Genomic DNA, 17,049 nt, shown 5'->3' with positions numbered 1-17,049 from the left:
AACTATACAGGTATCAACTTTTCCGATTGAAAATCATCTTTTTTTCTATCTGCATACTTAAAGTATTCCAATCCTTTTATATTAATTCCTAAAATAGCCATAAAGACTTTAAAGGTTCCTAAGTCACCTGTTCCGAATATAAATAATAGAAAACTTAAGAACATCCCTAAGGTGAGTATGGCAAGCCTCTTAGCAAAGCTACTTTTAGCAAGCAGATAATTACGTATTAAATATAAGATAAGCGCTATTGAAAAGATTAGTTGAGTAACCATCCCTACAATGCCTTGTTCAATCAAAAGTTTATAGAGGTAACTTTCAAATCCTGCAAAAGATGAGTCACTGGCTCTATCTTCTGCTTTCCCTTTAAATCCTAAGTTTTCTTCAATGTATGAAAAACCATTTCCTGTTATTGGACTTTTGTTAAAAATCAATACAGAGGAAGCTAGCTGATAATTTCTAAGTTCCACAGAACTACCTTCAAGTTTAGAGCCTTTACTAGAAAAAGTATCAAAAGAGCTGGTTACAAAATCATTAACTTGAGGAATGAAAGTAATCGTTAAATTCATCACAAAAATTGTAATAAAGGCAATTTGTATTTTCTTGCCCAACTCTAGTCCCCATATAAAATAGACCGCAACTCCTCCTAAGAATGCAAAGAAAGGCGTCCTTGAGTTAACCATAAACAAATTGATTAATGAAATCAATAGGATGGCAATAAAAAGGTTTTTATTTGTTTTCTTGAAAGATAGGTTACCTAACAAGAAAATATTCATGAGGATTGCTATTGTTAATAGAAAACCGTAGTAAATAGGGTGCCATGTGAATGAGGTAATCCGATATCGGCCGTCGTGTCCAGACGTATATACTTCAGCATAGTCAACAAAACCGAAAGCATGGCTGACAAATGCTGAATAAAAATTATTCCCTGTTACATAGTTATAAAATCCATATACACCAAAGGCAAGGAAAAAGAATAAGATAATTCTATAAATTTTTATAAAATCATTAATGTCTCTTACTAACATAAACGTTAGTACCATTACGAAAAAATTATCAAAAAAATAGCCTAAACTTCTGTTTAAAATCTTAACAAGATTAAGATTAAGTCTTGAGTCAAATAAAGCAATAATCAAAAAACCTATGAGTATTAACGATATACTTGCCTTTAAAGGAAAGTATTTTACTTTTACCCAAAATTTGCTTTTTACTAATTGTATTAAAAATAAAAAAAAAATAAAAAATCTAGATGAGGTAGTTGGATATGCTTGAAACATTACAAAATTATCCGAGATAAACAGTATACCAAACATAAACCATGCTAGTCTATCCACACCTTCGGCTTTGTACATGCGAAATACGATGAAAAACGCAAATAACTGTATAAGCAATCCCTCCATTTTTGTATAATTTAACTATTCTATTATTAATCTTAATCTAAATAAAACGCAATAAGATTTGGACAAATGCGAAAACTACTTTAAATCTTTCTTCAAAAATTTAGAAACAAAAGCAATTATATATTCTTTATCACTTTTTGTAAATAAAAATTGATAAATAACCACTAAAGCAATTAGCGCAAAAACAGATTCTTTTACAATGATAAGTAGCCATATATTGCTTATTACCTGCATCGAGAATATCCATTTTACTGCTATTCCAATAAAACCAATTACAGCAATGGGAAATAGGAATGATTCAGTAAATATCTTAAATGAATTGTATTTCAATTTAGTTGGATAATAATAAATATAATAATAAGCTACTTGAAATACTACATAACAGGTATATGAAATGATAACTCCACCCATCCCAAAACTATCCATTAAAAACCAAGCAAGTGTAAGCGAGAATATCGTTGAAAATGCCGACATATATATAATTGTCCGCAAAGAATTACTAACCAATACCAAGCTTGATAATGCTGAGTTATGTAGTCCTAACAATGAAAACACCCATAAATTAAGCCATGGTACTAAATAGGCATTTTTCTCTCCTACATACAAAATAATAAGTTCTTTGGAAGAAAGCGTGAATCCGAAAACTATTAGGCCTAGAAAAATGGTAATATATCTAGTTCCATCCATGGCAATTTTCATCTCACTTTCTTTATCCCCTAGCTCTCGCACTTTAGTAGCATGCGGTAAAATAACACCTACAAAACTAGAACCTAGTATTAATATAAGGTTTGCAATACCCTCTACTACCCTATAATCACTAACACTAGTTAAACCCAACTTCATTCCTAAAAATACCGGTCGTAGATAGTTAGCAGAAAATTGGAATATCCCAAAAGAAAAAATACTTAAGCAATAAGGCAATACTTCCGCCATAGCTTGTTTATAATATTTTGGCAAAAAGGATATTCCTAAATTTAATTTATTGATTCTGCTAGCATAAAAAGGAATATTTATAACAGAACACAAAGTATTAAGTGCAAAAAATGAAATAATGTTAAGCTTTAAATAAATAGTAAGGAATAATACTACTAACTGAGCCACTTTAGTTAACAACAATATTCTTTGTTGCCATCCTACTAAATCATTAGATCGTAATAATTGTTCCATTACATTTCCTCCCCAAACAGGAAAGGAAGTTATAATAAGAATATATATTAATTGCTTAAAAATTTCATCATCTGTAGCGCTTAAATGAAATATCTGAGAAGAAAACAAGCTCAAACTCACTAGCACTAAGGCATTTACAAAAGCGATTACCAGATAAAATAATAAACTAGATTGGAATAATTTTCTTAGTCCGTCATAATCATTCTTGACGAGGTAAGAAGAGAAAAACTTTACATTTCCGGATGAAAATCCCATATCAAGGATTTTCAGATAGATATTCACTGAAATAGCGATTCCTATCAAGCCATATTTTTCTTTACCAAAATAGGTTAACAAAAGTGGTACTGAAAAAAAACCGTAAGCAGCATTTGTAACATTACAAATAAGACTCCATGCCACCCCACTAAAAATATTTTTTATATTACTCATTGTGCAAAGTTTTATTACTACTTACTAGGCCTCTAGTATCTCTTTATACCTATTAACTCCCATCCCGATAGTGTCTTTTAACAATTGTTCTAAATTGGTATTTAGTTGAGTCAAATCAGCTTGTTTGAAAAAATTAATTCTTTCTAATAAAGTATTTGCATCACTAAAATGATCATCCATACCAACAAATGCTTCATTCTCGGCAGGGAGAAATCTAAAACAAATCAAGTCATAATATAATGCTTCATAATATGCTGTAGAATTATTAACAATAGAAAAATCATATCCTTTGTTCTCAAACAATTCAACAAGCGATTCCTTACCATCTATTACTGTTATACTACTTCCTTCGCATAATCCTTCATAAAACGTTTTATCTAACGATAAATGTAATTTAAGTTCGAATTGTACGTTTGGTTCAATAGAAAGGAAGTCTTTCAAGATTTTTACAATGTCAATATTAGTATCCTCATAAATTTTTCTACCTAATAAGACAACACATCTTTTAAAGGTATTTTTTAATCTAATTGATTTTTTATCATACTTCGGATTGCCCGCTATTTCAATAATATTCTCTGGTACTTTATGTGTTACTTTTAAATCATGCTTTGAGGTTTCTCCCCAAACTAAAAGTTTCTGAGCAGTAATACATTCAGCATTAATAATATCTAATGGAATAAATTTTTTATAATTCACAAAGAAACTATGAGAAAGGGATACCGTTGGGCACTGAGCGATATTAAAAAATTGAGTAATCAGGCTTTCAAATGTATAAGCACTATTGAATGAAACATATGTTTTATCTGAATAATCAAAACCTTTAAATTGTTTTTTTAATGATTCTTGGCTATTCTTATAAGATACTATTTTACTTGCTAGAAAAAATATATTACTAAGGTTTTCTTGGCCAAGACCAACTTTAAACAAAGTAAAAAAAATAGCTTTTAATATTCGGAAAGGCTTGAATGTTTTATTTCTTGGCAACTTTCCTAACAATACGGCTTCATATTTTTCAATACCCTGAAACGTTTGCGCTATTTGATGGCTGTAATCACTTCTATCAACAGAATATAAACATACAAATCTGTTATTTTCCATAGCTCTTCTTAGATCAGTAAAATCAATTTCAGAGCTGAAATTGTATAATATTTCTCTAAATACGACTGAATCACTTTGGTTAAAAGCAACTCTTGCTATGTCATGAGCCAAAACTTTACTAAAGTCGATGCCATCATTTAAAAAAATAAGTTTTTGTTTTAAAATCTGATAATATTTATAATTCTTATCATCCAGCATAGTTCTCTATAGTTTTCAATTCATCAATTTAAACCAAATGTAACTTATAGCCATTTGGTGAATAATCATACTCTTTTTCTTCTCTCTTAGCAATTGGCTTTGCAGGTATTCCGCCTACTATAGTATAAGGTGGAACATCCTTTGTTACAACAGCGCCCGCAGCAACTACTGCACCTTCTCCAATTGTTACGCCCGGTAAGAGAATACATCTTGAGCCAAGCCAAGCGAATTTTTTGATAGTTACTTTTCCACCGACTGCTTTAAAATGTAAATCATTATAATCATGGTGTAGGGACCAAATCATCACCTCCGTACCAAAACATACATTTTCACCTATTTCTAGCCCCATTCTTGCATCTAATATACATCTATGACCTAGAGCTGTTCCTTCTCCAATTGTAAGTCCTTTAGGGTTTCTATATTCATTTCCTCCATAAACAGCTGTAGATTTGGGAATGGTAGCTCCCATATAATTTAGCACAGCAATTCTTATTCTTTGAGATGGGAAAGAGGAAATAATCCTATTTAAGAAAAACCATTCTAAGGAATCCTTCCAAAGGTATAAAGCTTGCTTGATGCTTGAAGGAATTAAATTTTTAATTTTTTTCATAATGAAATCCAAATTATTTAAAATGGAAGTTTGGCAAATACAATCTCACCAGTACTATTTTTATTTAAACGACGTGTATCTGTTGTATAGGTAATGTAATAGCTATCTCCATATTTATAAATTGATGGATAATGACAACCAAATTCATTTTTAATGATAATTTTGGCTTCATTACCACATACGTTACTGTTTTTGCCATATCGAATTTCAAGGACTGTTCTTACATTGTACTTTCCAAAATTCTCACTGGTATTCCAAGCAGATAAAAAACCATCTTTAATCTTAACAAAACTCATTTTACTACCTACGCTATTAAAAGAACAACTATCATTAAGACTAAATGGCGTAGAGAAAGTATTTCCGCCATCGATACTTTTTGTTAAAAATATTCCTCCAATACTATTTCTACCGAGCATCAATACTTCATTACTATTATTAAATAGAAATGCACCTTCAACAGTTTGCTTATTATATTTCGGTACTATATTAATAGGATATGGTGTTCCTATGAATTCAAATGATTTACCAGCGTCTTTAGTTCTCATAATAACAGTAGTGCCTTCATCTGTTTTCCAGTCTTCTGTAAATTTACCTAATGTTAAGCCTATATACGTTCCGTCATCAGTAATGACAGGATCTGTTGTAGCAAACATGTAATCTGTACTCAACTTATAATTATTATTAAATGAACTTTTTATTTGTCCTTTGACATTAGATAAATCAAAATCACTCACTTCTTTAGAATTACTATTACCTATTTTACAAACCTGAGGTTCTGTAAAAGTTGCAGTTTCTGGATTAAAATCTCTGTAATAATATTTCTGAACATGATTAACATATATTTTAGATAAAATACGAATCTTGCCATCTGCTGTTTTAAATAAAACAGGCGTATAACATGGTGTATTTTTATCTAGTTTTACAGTACTATATACGTGGCTTTCTTCAAAAACATCATATATTTTTTTGGAAGCAACAGGGTTATTGATATCAAAAACAGATAGTCTAACGGATTGTCCGCCTGCTCCCTCATTAGTACTTGTATGATTACTGTAATAAGCACAATAACCTATTCCGTTGTGAATCAAAAGTTTTGAATCATGGGCATATACCTCTGCGTCAATTTTTGAAATTGTCTTTTGACTTTTGATTAGTTCATTACCAATGTAGATAGCCATACTTGGTTCCACCTTAGTATCTAAAAGAGATTGACTTAGTAATAAGTCTTCAGTACAGCTTAGTAATAAAGCACTGGTTAAGATTATAAATAATAATTTCATATATAATTTTTAATTAGCAGTTAGTAAGATTAATAAATGTATAGATTGGTCACAACCTATACATCTATTTTATTTAATTAAAGAGAACCCTCTTTAAGTTTAATTACTTTTATCATTAGGAACATATTTGTGGTGTTCTTTAGCATGAACTTTCTTTTCTTTTTCACCACATATTATCGTCGCTTTTTTAACATCATCAACAAATTGTCTTAGCTCTCCTTTAGTGATATCCAACGCAACACTGTCAAAGTGTACCCAATCAAGGTTACCTAATTTAACGTGCTTTTCAATCATCAAAGCTCCAGCACTTATTGCCATCTGTGAAGCTAATGCCCCTACGTCATGACTAGAATAACCTGGAATAATGTTAGGGAAACGTTCGTGGCGTATTTCGTTATAGTGACGAATTACCGCAATATTACATGCATCTGGTGGCGCAGGGTACGATGATGTACATTGTAAAAGATAAAGCAACCTGTTGTTTGTAGTAAATTCATTTAATACAAATTCTTCATATTCTTTATCTGTAAAACCTGTTGATACAACAATATCACCATCAAAAGTATCTGCCACATGCTTAAGATAATTTCTATGATTAGAAATTGTACTTGGAAGCTTGATTAGTGGAAGATTATACTGCAATATGTATTCGTAAGAGTTTTTATCTAAAACTGATGTAAACCAGAAAATTTCATTTTTCCTACATTCATCAATCAGTACTTTAAATAAATCATCTGTTAGCTCAACTGATCTACGATAATGACCTAAGGTATTACCAAATGGAGATTTATAAGGTTTTGCTAATTCAGCTTCGCTGTAAAATGAATCAACATCTCTTCTTTGTACTTTAATAATATCAGCTCCTTCATCCTTCGCCATTCTAATCATTGTTCTCAGACGCTTCTCATCACCAATGTGATTATTAGTAAGCTCTGCCACAACCATTGGAATACCCGCAAAAATCTTTTCTTTTACGCCTAAATAAAGGTCATTGTTACTTTTATGCTCAGCAAAATCACTAAAGTTCCCTTGGTTAAACAATCCTACAGAAATATCACTATAAGGTTTTCTACCAACATGAAGAAGGTTGATTGAAGGAACGTCAGTTTCTATATAAGATTTGATTCTGATAAAAGTATCTTCTTGTGTACGAAGAACTGCATCTCTGAATTGTTGACTATGTCCTGAATAATCTTCAATTAAAGTTGTGTTAGAATCACTGCCAAAATCGAAACCTAGAAAATATATGTCAAGTTTTTTATTTAATTCTTTGGCCATAACAACTCCTAGACGGATAGCTGAAAGAAACAAAAAATCTGAAATAAAAAGTTCTTCACCATGTGCTGAAAATAAATAGCTTTCAGTCGTTTCATAAGTATCTGGGAAATATGATACTTGCATACTAGGAACTGAATCTGGCATTTGCTTATCAGAGATATAATAAGAAGCCTTGAAGCCATTTTCTTTGATACTTTGATAAGCCCACAAACTATGTACTAAAGCAATATCTCCTGCATAAAAGCGCTCTGAATCATTAATATTGATAACAACTCCATCTTCTAATTGAGATTTAGCAATTTTCCCTAAACTTGCTCCTTTACCAAGTACATAAACTCTATCGGTCTTAGATTTTGAAAATATATTTCTGATTTGGGTCGAGAATGCCTCCATAATTTTACTTTTTGAAGAATTTATAATTTATTATAATGTGTTATATCGTATGTCTATTACTTCTTTTGCCAAGTCGAGTCAATTTCTTATTAGCAATTCTTATGATTGAATCTTAGGTAGAGAAGTAATAAAAATCTTACCTATTAAAAAAAAAAACAGTTACAAAATGAATGTTAATTAATTGATACACAATTAGTTTTGTATATCTCTAGCAAAATTAATACCATAATTTGAAAATAAATTTTTATCGATATTTATACTATTCTATAGTTTATTTCTTTGAAAAATATGCTAATACCTTTTTTTCTACAAAAAAATGGAATAAGAAACCTGCCAGAACTGTTAAAATAAAAATAATCAAAAACAACATATTATTAATTGCAGATGAAAACGCTGTTTGAAATTTAATTTTTGCAAACACTCTGCATAGGGTAGAAAGTACAATTGGATGTATTAAATATAGTGAGTAAGAAGCATCGCCTATAATTACTAACAATTTAATTTTAGCTGCATTGTATACCTTTTGGTAATCTATAGATGCACATGCCCAAATTATTAATGCTGATAATGACCCAAAAAACAATTTTGCTATCAACATATTAGAGGTCAAATCAAAATAGTTTAAATAAATAACGAATAGTATTAAAATCAAGCTAAACGATATTAAGGCTTTTGTGATACTTATAAACTGTTTTTTATAAAAAAGGTATCCTACCAAACAACCTAACAAAAATTCATAATTACCCGGTGCAAATACAAAACTAGAGAATATGGGTGCATGTGTGATAGATTTTAAAGCAATCATTACAATCCATATTGCGACAATATATTTAGCTATTCTAAGGCCTACAAAAATACATAAGGCAAATATTAAATAGAATAATATTTCATAAGTCAATGACCAAGCAACAGAAACAAAATACGTTTCTTGATAAACCAATAAATATTGTTTAACTAAATATATCCAGTGGTCAATGGAATGAATATTGAAGATAAATTCATCTCTCATATTCCCATGCATTAAAATCATATACATGGCAAAGGTTATTGTAGCTACTATCCAATAAATTGGGTAAACTCTAATAGCTCGTTTCTTTAGAAAAAGACGCCAATTTCCTTTGTTAACAATATCACCGTAGTGAATAAACATGATAATAAACCCGCTTAACACAAAAAAAAAATCAACTCCAACCCAACCAAATTCAAAGAAACCATTAAAAGGCTTCGTAGAAAAATATTTTTCACCCGTAGAAACTAAGTGATATAATACAACTAACATTGAAGCCAAGCCCCTAAAAACTTGAATTAAGTCTAACCTTTTTTTCATAATAGTGTGCTAATTATTAATATTTGTAAGCAGTATCTTCTGTATCAAACCTCTTTATCAATTAAAATCTATATTCACACATTTGTGTAAACTATCTTGGTAATACGCTACTGTATATCCTTTTTTAAATGGATAGGTAGTTTATATTCCTATTTTTTGTTTAAGATTTTGAATTTATATTTCTCGTTTGGACTAAGAAGTTCACCTTTATATTCTTCGTTATTAACTACTACCGATAAGCCATTTTCTAAGGCTAAGTTCAAGCCGGGAATAATATCCCAAACTTTTGCTCCTTTAGGATTTTCAAAACTAAAAAACGAGCCTGTTACTACATTATACATATTGTAAACAGCACATCCAATAATTCTATATTCAAAGCCTGGCTCAAGTTTTAATATATCTTCTTTGGTCAGACTAGAAGAAATTCCACAGATTCTTGATTCAAATCGCTCAAAAGTATCTCCTGTCTTAAGATAACAGTCCAGTTCTGGTAACGCAAGCATAGATTCTTTATGGATTCCATTTTCATATACACAAATTGCTACTCCCCATTCTTTAAGACCCGAAACAAAATTCTCAGTGCCATCAATTGGGTCAAGAATAATGACTTTGTCTTTTCGCCAGTTAATAGCATTTTCTTCTGGAGATTCTTCGGATACAAGTGCATAATCTGGGAAATTCTCCTTAATATATTGCTTCACTAAGTTTTCACACAATAAGTCACCTTGAGATACATAACTACCATCATCCTTTAATGTCTTAGTATTTCTAAGGCTTATTATCTCATTTAAATGGACTTTAATTAAGTTTTTTATTTCTTCGATTATCATACTTTCTTTTTATAAGAAGTTAATTAATGTAAGTTGCGTATTATAAATACTTGATAATAAATCTATTAACAAACGTCGCAAACTTAGTATTTCTCAAGTTATATAGTACCAACTACTATTATTATTATTATTATTATGGAAACTATTGGTGTGTTATATTGCTTATTTTAATATTCAACCTATAAAACCAATATAGTATTTTTTATTCCTGCATTCTTAGCAGCATCAATATCTGTTTGTTTATCACCAATCATGATAGAGCTATTTACATCAATATCGAATTCTTCTATAGCTTTAAGTAGCATTCCTGGGTTAGGCTTTCTACATGAACATTCACCCGTAAATTCAGGGTGATGAGGACAAAAATAAACTTTCTTTATATTAATACCTTTTTCTTGGAACCTATCACACATCCAATTTGTCAAAATCCAAAAATCATTCTCTGAATAATAACCCCGAGCAATTCCTGCTTGATTAGTAACTACAAAAATCAAAAAACCTTGAGATTGATATTTTAAGCAGATATCGAAAATATCATCTTTGAACTCAAAATCTTCAATTTTATAAACATAGTTTTTATCTACATTAATTACGCCATCTCTATCCAAAAAAAGTGCTTTTACCATAACTCTATTTTAAATAATAACTATACTATAAAATCTCCAGCACGTTTATAATCTTCAGGAATGCCAATATCTATAAAATCAACACTAAAAATTTGTCCTTTTAAATTACCTAATTTAGATTCTACTTCAAGAACTTCAGTTTCAAATGAAAACTTCTCAGGATAAGAATTCTTAAGTAAAAATTCTTTATCAATTAGATAAATCCCCGCATTAATTAAACCCTCAGAGCAATATTTTTTCTCATTGAATTGTATAATATCACAACTCTCAGTATCGATTGTTACCGATCCATATCTCTCAAATTCAAACATTCTTTTCAATGCTATCGTAAATTTAGAATTATGAGAGCTAAAAAACTCATTCATTTGATTTATATCAATCGGGAAATAAGAATCTCCATTAATAATTAATACTTTTTGGGAAGAACAAACTGAAAGAGACTTGATAATTGCTCCCCCAGTACCTAAAGGTGTATCTTCAATTGAATATTCTAATGGAATACCGTTGAAAAAATCCCCAAAATATGATTCAATTATTTCTGACTTATATCCAGTAGCTAATATTATTTTATTTATCGGGTATTTAGTTACCCAGTTTAAAAGGTGCTCTAAAAAGGGTTTATCCTTCACCATAGCCATTGGTTTGGGCATATCTTTTATCACCCCTCTCAACCGTGTTCCTAACCCCCCTGCTAATACCACTACATCCATATTACTTATTTTTTAGGTTTGTATTCTGCAAATATTTCTTCTTCAACTATACAACAAATAATATGTCCAATTAAAATATGTACTTCTTGAATCCTAGGGGTTTCGTTAGATGGAACTTTAATACAATAATCACATAAATCAGCCATTGCTCCTCCTTTCTCACCTGTTAATCCTATTGATATTATGCCCATCTCTTTGCATGTCTCTAGTGCTTTAATTACATTTGGTGAATTTCCAGAAGTTGATATACCAATAAAAATATCTCCAGGCTTACCTTGAGCTTGTACTTGTCTAGAAAATAGTTTTTCATAGCCATAATCATTTCCAATAGCTGTTAAAACCGAAGTATCTGTTGTTAAAGCAATAGAAGCTAAACCAGGTCTATCAAAATAAAATCTACTAACAAATTCGCCTGCAATATGTTGGGCATCAGCGGCACTACCTCCATTTCCAGCTAAAATTGTTTTATTGCCAGATTTATATGCTGCAACAACTACAGAGGCAACCTCATCAATTAAACCTGTTAATTGTGCATCAGATAATAATGCTTGTTTTGTAGAAATAGATCCTTCAATTTGGGATTTAATTAGATTCAAATTCATAGTTTCAGTTATATTTATTCTGATTAGTTAGTTATTTATTAAAAATTTTCCATCCATGACATCCTCCTTCACTAAAATTAAAACTCACGATTTTTCCTTCTAGTTTATTTAATGCATTTATTACATTAACTCGTTTCTCTGGATCAACAACAAACATAATAAAACCGCCACCACCAGCTCCCGAAACTTTTCCAGTAATAGCTCCAGCATCAATAGCAATCTCAAATATCTTATCTATTTCATTATTTGAGATTGAACTTGCCATTTTCTTTTTATTCTCCCATGAACTCCCTAAAATTTCCGAATATTTTTTTATTTCTCCCTTCAACAAAGCCTCTTTCATGTCAATCGCACTACTCTTGATTTTATGCATAGCTTCGATTGCTGCTACATTTCCATCTGTAGTGTTCTTTTTTTGCTCGTCAATAATTTTAGCAGATGAACGTGATGCTCCTGTATAGTAAAGAATCATTGATGCCTCTAACTCATCGATTATCCAGCGTTTTATTCTTAACGGATTAACTATTACTTTTTCATCTTTGTAGAATTCCATAAAATTAAAACCACCAAATGCTGCAGCGTACTGGTCTTGCTTTCCTCCACTTAATCCTAAGTCAATTCTCTCTATCTCATAGGCTAAACGGCCAATTTCGTACTCACCTAAAGGCAAACTTTGCCACTCAACAAATGCTTTAAGTATGGCTACAACCATTGTAGATGATGAACCCAAACCGCTTCCTGGAGGTGCATCTGAATAAGTAGTAATTTTGCAAGCAACAGGTTGAACGTTATAATCTTTTACTAATCTATTAAAGACTCCTTTTATTAAATCTAAGTCTCCATTAATTGGTAGAAGTGATGCCACTGGATAGTGTGCTTCCTGATTAATATCGGGGGCATTTAAAATAATTTCATTCCCTTCGATCTCTTCAATGGTACAAAATGCATATAAATTAATTGTAGCATTCAGTATTAATCCACCATGCAAGTCACTAAATGGAGAAACATCTGTTCCTCCTCCAGCAAGTCCTAATCTTAGAGGAGCTTTTGAGCGTATTATCATCTGCTTTTAAAATTGGTTGTTAAAACAACGTTGAATCTTCCTTCATTTTACTATAAACCTGTTCCGCAATGAAAAAATCAAGCGGCGTATCAATATCTAAACCCTCTACATGAGAAACAGTATATATTTGAGGGTTCGGTCCGATTATAGTTCTGTATTTTACAAGCGTTTCTCTACGAAGTAAGCACAACCCAAAATTAATAGCTTGAACATCTGTCAATTCTTGGCTCTTAGGATGTTTATCAAGAGAAAAATTCAAAGGCTTATCTCCTCTCCATAAAAATTCTTTTACAATACTAGCCGTAACGATACTTCTATCAGGAGCATCATCAAATTGATTGATACATTTACTAAAAGTCTCTGGTTTAATAAATGGAGATGTAACAGGCGTATATGCAACAATATCACATTCAGTATGCTCCCCTAAGTACCAGAAATAGTCATTAGCAGGACATTCTGATGAGGCATAAAATGCTTCTCTTTGATGAAAACCGACACCATGTTTGATGGCCATTTCAATAGCAGCCTCTGAATCAGTGTTCACTATTATTTCATCTATTTCCTTAACTTGTTTTAGCGCATTTATTTTAAACTCAAGTAAAGACGTATCTCCAAATGGTTTAACATTCTTATCTTTTACTCTCTCAGACCCTTTTCTAATTGGTATTACAGCAGTTATCTTCATATTGTGTGTGTTCCTTATTTTAATATTTTCAATAAACCTTAGCTTTTGAAGCTATCTTTAAATCTAGCCCAGAACGTTGGTTTTTTTGTATCTCCATGATAGCCATAACCGTAACCATAACCATAGCCATAACCATAGCCGTAGCCATAACCATATTCTTTAGAGTTACGATAGTCAACACCATTAAAGATAATGTTTAATGATTTGAACTTACCTTTATCTTTTAAGTCTTTTAATACTCTTAGATATGATTTAGGAGTATGCTGGTATCTCATCAAATAGAATACTGCATCTACATATTCTGCCAATATGGTAGAATCTGTTACTAAACCTACTGGAGGAGTATCCAATACTACATAATCAAACTTTTTACGAAGTTCTTCAATCAAGATTGCCATTTTCCCATTTGACAATAATTCTGAAGGGTTAGGAGGAATAGGTCCTGAAGGCAATACAAACATATTTGGATGTAATGAACTTTGCTTTATAATATCTTCAATATTAGCCTGCCCAATCAGATAGTTTGAGATACCTACTTCACGTGATACTCCTAAATACTCAGAAACTTTTGGTTTACGTAAATCTAGTTCAAGCACAATAACCTTTTTATCTAGTAAGGCAATACTTGAAGATAGGTTAATACTCACAAAAGATTTACCTTCTCCACCAATTGATGAAGTCAATAATATTGCTTTCCCCCTGCCATCAATATTAACACCCCCAGCTGCATATTGTAAATTAGTACGAAGCGTTCTGAATTGTTCTGCTAAGAAACTCGTACTCTTCATATCAACAATATTATCTTTCATTTCTTTTGGTTTCTTACCAATTTCACCAAAAACTGAAATTCCAGTAGTACTTTCAATCTCACCTTTCGACTGAATCTTATCATTAAATGATTCTTTTAGGTTAATAGCACCTGCTGGTATGATGATACCTATCAATAATGCAATCAGGTATATAAAATTACCTTTTGGTTTTATTGGTCTTGGGTCACTATAAGGTTCGTCTACTAAACGGCTATCCGTTACAGTTGATGCATAAGAAATAGCAGTCTCTTCTTTCTTTTGTAAAAGCATCAAGAAAAGACTTTCTTTAATACCTTGCTGTCTTTTAATGTTTACAAACTCTCTTTCTTTTTTAGGAATTGTGCGGATAGAAGACTCAAAGCGATTATTTAATCCTTTCAAACTAGTACGAGTAACCAACAATCCTTGTTTCTGGTTAGAAATACTTTCTCTAATTGCAGCTTTAGTATTAGCAATCTGAGTATTAATAGTTCCTAATAAAGGGTTGGCTGCTTCTGTAGTTCTTGCATATTTTTCTCTCTGAATTTCTAATTCATTCAACTTACCAAGTAATCCAATCAATACAGGGTCGTTTACCATCAATGTTGCTGGTGCAGCACCACTTTGGCTACTTCTTAAATAGTTTTCAACACCGTCTAATACTTTTAATTGAATATCTACTTCATTCATTTTAGTATCATTCTCTTTCACTTTCTCTAAAAACAAATTAGCCTCCACACTCAAGTCAGTGATACCTTGTGAACTTTTGTAAGTCTCAACATCTTTCTCAACATCTCCTAATTCTCCAGTAATTAATCTTAATCTTTGGTCGATAAACTGTAAAGTAGCAGTAGCTTCCATATTCTTATCAGCCAACGCTGAGAAGGTATATGCTTCAATTAGTTTTGACAATACTGCCTTTCCTTTGGTCGGTGAGGCATCTTCCAATGATAACTTTAATACTGTACTTTTTAAATTCAATAACTCTACCTTGATATTGTTCTGATATTGTTCAACCAAGTAATTTTTATCATAAAAATTAATTTTGATTAAATCATTATCAGTACGATAAAGAGAATCATTTAAGAAAACTCGAAAAGCACCATACTTACTTCTAATATTTTGACTATAAGCAAATGTTCCTATTGGTTCTCCTGTCTTATTTTGCAACTCAAACTTTTGTCTATTAAGTATTTTAATAAACAAAGGCTCTTGATAAGCTAGTTTAGTCAACTCGCCATGCTGTACCCATAATGGAGAATTTTTAAAAATTTGATCGTAAGGTCTTATCTCTCCTTTTTGATAGTAAGCTACTGTTAGATTTAAATCATCAACTACTTTTTCAATAAGCGTACGAGATTTTAAAACCTCCATTTCGTTTTCAACGATTTTGTTGCCAGAAAACATTTCTAGCTCCTTTAGCATATCATTGCCTCCTATCCCTTTTTTCTCATCTTTAATCAACAACACTGCACCAACTCTGTAAATGGGTACAGTATAACGAAGATAAAAATATGCACCAGCTAATGCGATTAAGCAAGAAAATATAAACCAATACCAATACCTGATGTACATTAAAAAGAACTTTCTTACATCGAAACTGCTTTCATTACTCTCAATAAAATCATTTGAATTATCCATCATAATTTCAAAACTTTAATTATCCTTATTAAAAAATATCCTATTATTTAAACAATAAATTTAATAACAACACTAGTGAAGTTGTTACCCCAGTAGCAATTGGAATTAACTGCAAAGTTCTGTCTGATGAAGTAATTTTACCCTTAGTTGCTTCCACATACAATACATCACCACTTCTGAGATAGAAATATGGTGTTTCTAAAACATCACGTTTCGTCAAATCTAGTTTAATGATTTCTCTTTTACCATCAGTTGTACGCATTAACATTACATTGTCTCTTCTACCATAAATAGTTAAATCACCAGCCACCCCAATTGCTTCAGGTAATGATGTATGATTATCTAAAAGGTTGTAAATACCCGGACGGTTTACTTCACCTATAATCGTAAACTTTTGACTTAAATATCTAACGCTTGCTGTGGGCTCTTTCAGATACTTCGTCAATTCATTCTTTATTTTTACGCCTGCTTCTTCTAAGGGCAAATCTGCAACGTGTATTTTTCCAATTAAAGGCATTTCTATATTTCCTGCTGGATCTACAAGATAACCTAATGGCTGATTTCTAGCCATACCATTACTAAGACCTCCTGGGAAGTTAGAAGTAATCAATGGCGTAACATTTTGAAAGTTGAAGACTTCGTTTGATTCCGCACTTAATGAACTAATTGTAATTGCTAAAATATCATCGGGTTGAATTTTAGGAATTAAAGGCGAAATGTTTTTCAATGTTGAATAGCGTACTGAATCCAGCGGATCAGACCCTTGAAAATAGGTAATGTTCTTTGTGGAAACACAAGAAGCAAAAAATAACGTAAAGCCAACTGCTACTAAGAGTAGTCTAAAGATTTTAACTTTGTTTGTTTTAATAAACATATTCATCATTGAATTGATAGTGAAGATGATATTTTGAAAATTATTATTAAGAT

At 31.2% G+C, this 17,049-nt stretch carries 15 protein-coding genes; all 15 read right to left on the bottom strand.

Translation table 11 applies throughout. The annotated features are described in order from the left end of the window. Window positions 1-2: 2 nt before the first annotated feature. Complete coding sequence (locus tag J2Y60_RS23510; protein ID WP_309924387.1) at window positions 3-1,349, bottom strand: O-antigen ligase family protein; 1,347 nt, start codon at window positions 1,347-1,349, stop codon at window positions 3-5. 123 nt (window positions 1,350-1,472) lie between these two features. Next, window positions 1,473-2,993, bottom strand: coding sequence for a hypothetical protein (locus J2Y60_RS23505; RefSeq protein WP_309924385.1), 1,521 nt, complete (start codon window positions 2,991-2,993; stop codon window positions 1,473-1,475). A 24-nt stretch (window positions 2,994-3,017) separates the two neighbouring features. Continuing rightward, complete coding sequence (locus J2Y60_RS23500) at window positions 3,018-4,289, bottom strand: hypothetical protein (RefSeq protein WP_309924383.1); 1,272 nt, start codon at window positions 4,287-4,289, stop codon at window positions 3,018-3,020. Window positions 4,290-4,317: 28 nt separating this feature from the next. After that, window positions 4,318-4,593 carry an acyltransferase gene (locus J2Y60_RS24800; RefSeq protein WP_409014249.1) on the bottom strand — a complete coding sequence of 92 codons (276 nt, stop codon included), beginning with the start codon at window positions 4,591-4,593 and terminating at the stop codon, window positions 4,318-4,320. Window positions 4,594-4,916: 323 nt separating this feature from the next. Then, on the bottom strand, window positions 4,917-6,077 hold the full coding sequence (locus tag J2Y60_RS23490; RefSeq protein ID WP_309924378.1) for a sialidase family protein: 1,161 nt from the start codon (window positions 6,075-6,077) through the stop codon (window positions 4,917-4,919). 201 nt (window positions 6,078-6,278) lie between these two features. Then, window positions 6,279-7,850 carry an N-acetylneuraminate synthase family protein gene (locus tag J2Y60_RS23485; RefSeq protein ID WP_309924375.1) on the bottom strand — a complete coding sequence of 524 codons (1,572 nt, stop codon included), beginning with the start codon at window positions 7,848-7,850 and terminating at the stop codon, window positions 6,279-6,281. A gap of 271 nt (window positions 7,851-8,121) precedes the next feature. Further along, window positions 8,122-9,177: an acyltransferase gene (locus J2Y60_RS23480; RefSeq protein WP_309924372.1), complete on the bottom strand. Its 1,056-nt coding sequence runs from the start codon at window positions 9,175-9,177 to the stop codon at window positions 8,122-8,124. Window positions 9,178-9,326: 149 nt separating this feature from the next. Then, on the bottom strand, window positions 9,327-10,007 hold the full coding sequence (locus J2Y60_RS23475) for an inositol monophosphatase family protein (RefSeq protein ID WP_309924370.1): 681 nt from the start codon (window positions 10,005-10,007) through the stop codon (window positions 9,327-9,329). Between the two features lie 179 nt (window positions 10,008-10,186). Then, a complete protein-coding gene (gmhB, locus tag J2Y60_RS23470; protein ID WP_309924367.1) occupies window positions 10,187-10,633 on the bottom strand; it encodes a D-glycero-beta-D-manno-heptose 1,7-bisphosphate 7-phosphatase in 447 nt (148 codons plus the stop codon). Window positions 10,634-10,653: 20 nt separating this feature from the next. Further along, on the bottom strand, window positions 10,654-11,343 hold the full coding sequence (locus J2Y60_RS23465) for a nucleotidyltransferase family protein (protein WP_309924365.1): 690 nt from the start codon (window positions 11,341-11,343) through the stop codon (window positions 10,654-10,656). A gap of 5 nt (window positions 11,344-11,348) precedes the next feature. After that, entirely contained in the window at window positions 11,349-11,945 is a 597-nt protein-coding gene (locus tag J2Y60_RS23460) for a D-sedoheptulose 7-phosphate isomerase (protein WP_309924363.1), read from the bottom strand. A 31-nt stretch (window positions 11,946-11,976) separates the two neighbouring features. Continuing rightward, complete coding sequence (locus tag J2Y60_RS23455) at window positions 11,977-13,008, bottom strand: dehydrogenase (protein WP_309924361.1); 1,032 nt, start codon at window positions 13,006-13,008, stop codon at window positions 11,977-11,979. 19 nt (window positions 13,009-13,027) lie between these two features. Then, window positions 13,028-13,693 (bottom strand): cytidylyltransferase domain-containing protein, encoded by a 666-nt coding sequence (locus J2Y60_RS23450; protein WP_309924358.1) that lies wholly within the window; start codon window positions 13,691-13,693, stop codon window positions 13,028-13,030. A gap of 38 nt (window positions 13,694-13,731) precedes the next feature. Continuing rightward, entirely contained in the window at window positions 13,732-16,125 is a 2,394-nt protein-coding gene (locus J2Y60_RS23445; protein ID WP_309924355.1) for a polysaccharide biosynthesis tyrosine autokinase, read from the bottom strand. Window positions 16,126-16,165: 40 nt separating this feature from the next. Continuing rightward, window positions 16,166-16,996: a polysaccharide biosynthesis/export family protein gene (locus tag J2Y60_RS23440; RefSeq protein ID WP_309924352.1), complete on the bottom strand. Its 831-nt coding sequence runs from the start codon at window positions 16,994-16,996 to the stop codon at window positions 16,166-16,168. Between the last annotated feature and the right edge of the window lie 53 nt (window positions 16,997-17,049).

The organism is Arcicella sp. BE140 (assembly GCF_031456255.1).
Taxonomy (GTDB): domain Bacteria; phylum Bacteroidota; class Bacteroidia; order Cytophagales; family Spirosomataceae; genus Arcicella; species Arcicella aquatica.
This window is presented reverse-complemented; position numbering and strand designations above follow the sequence as displayed.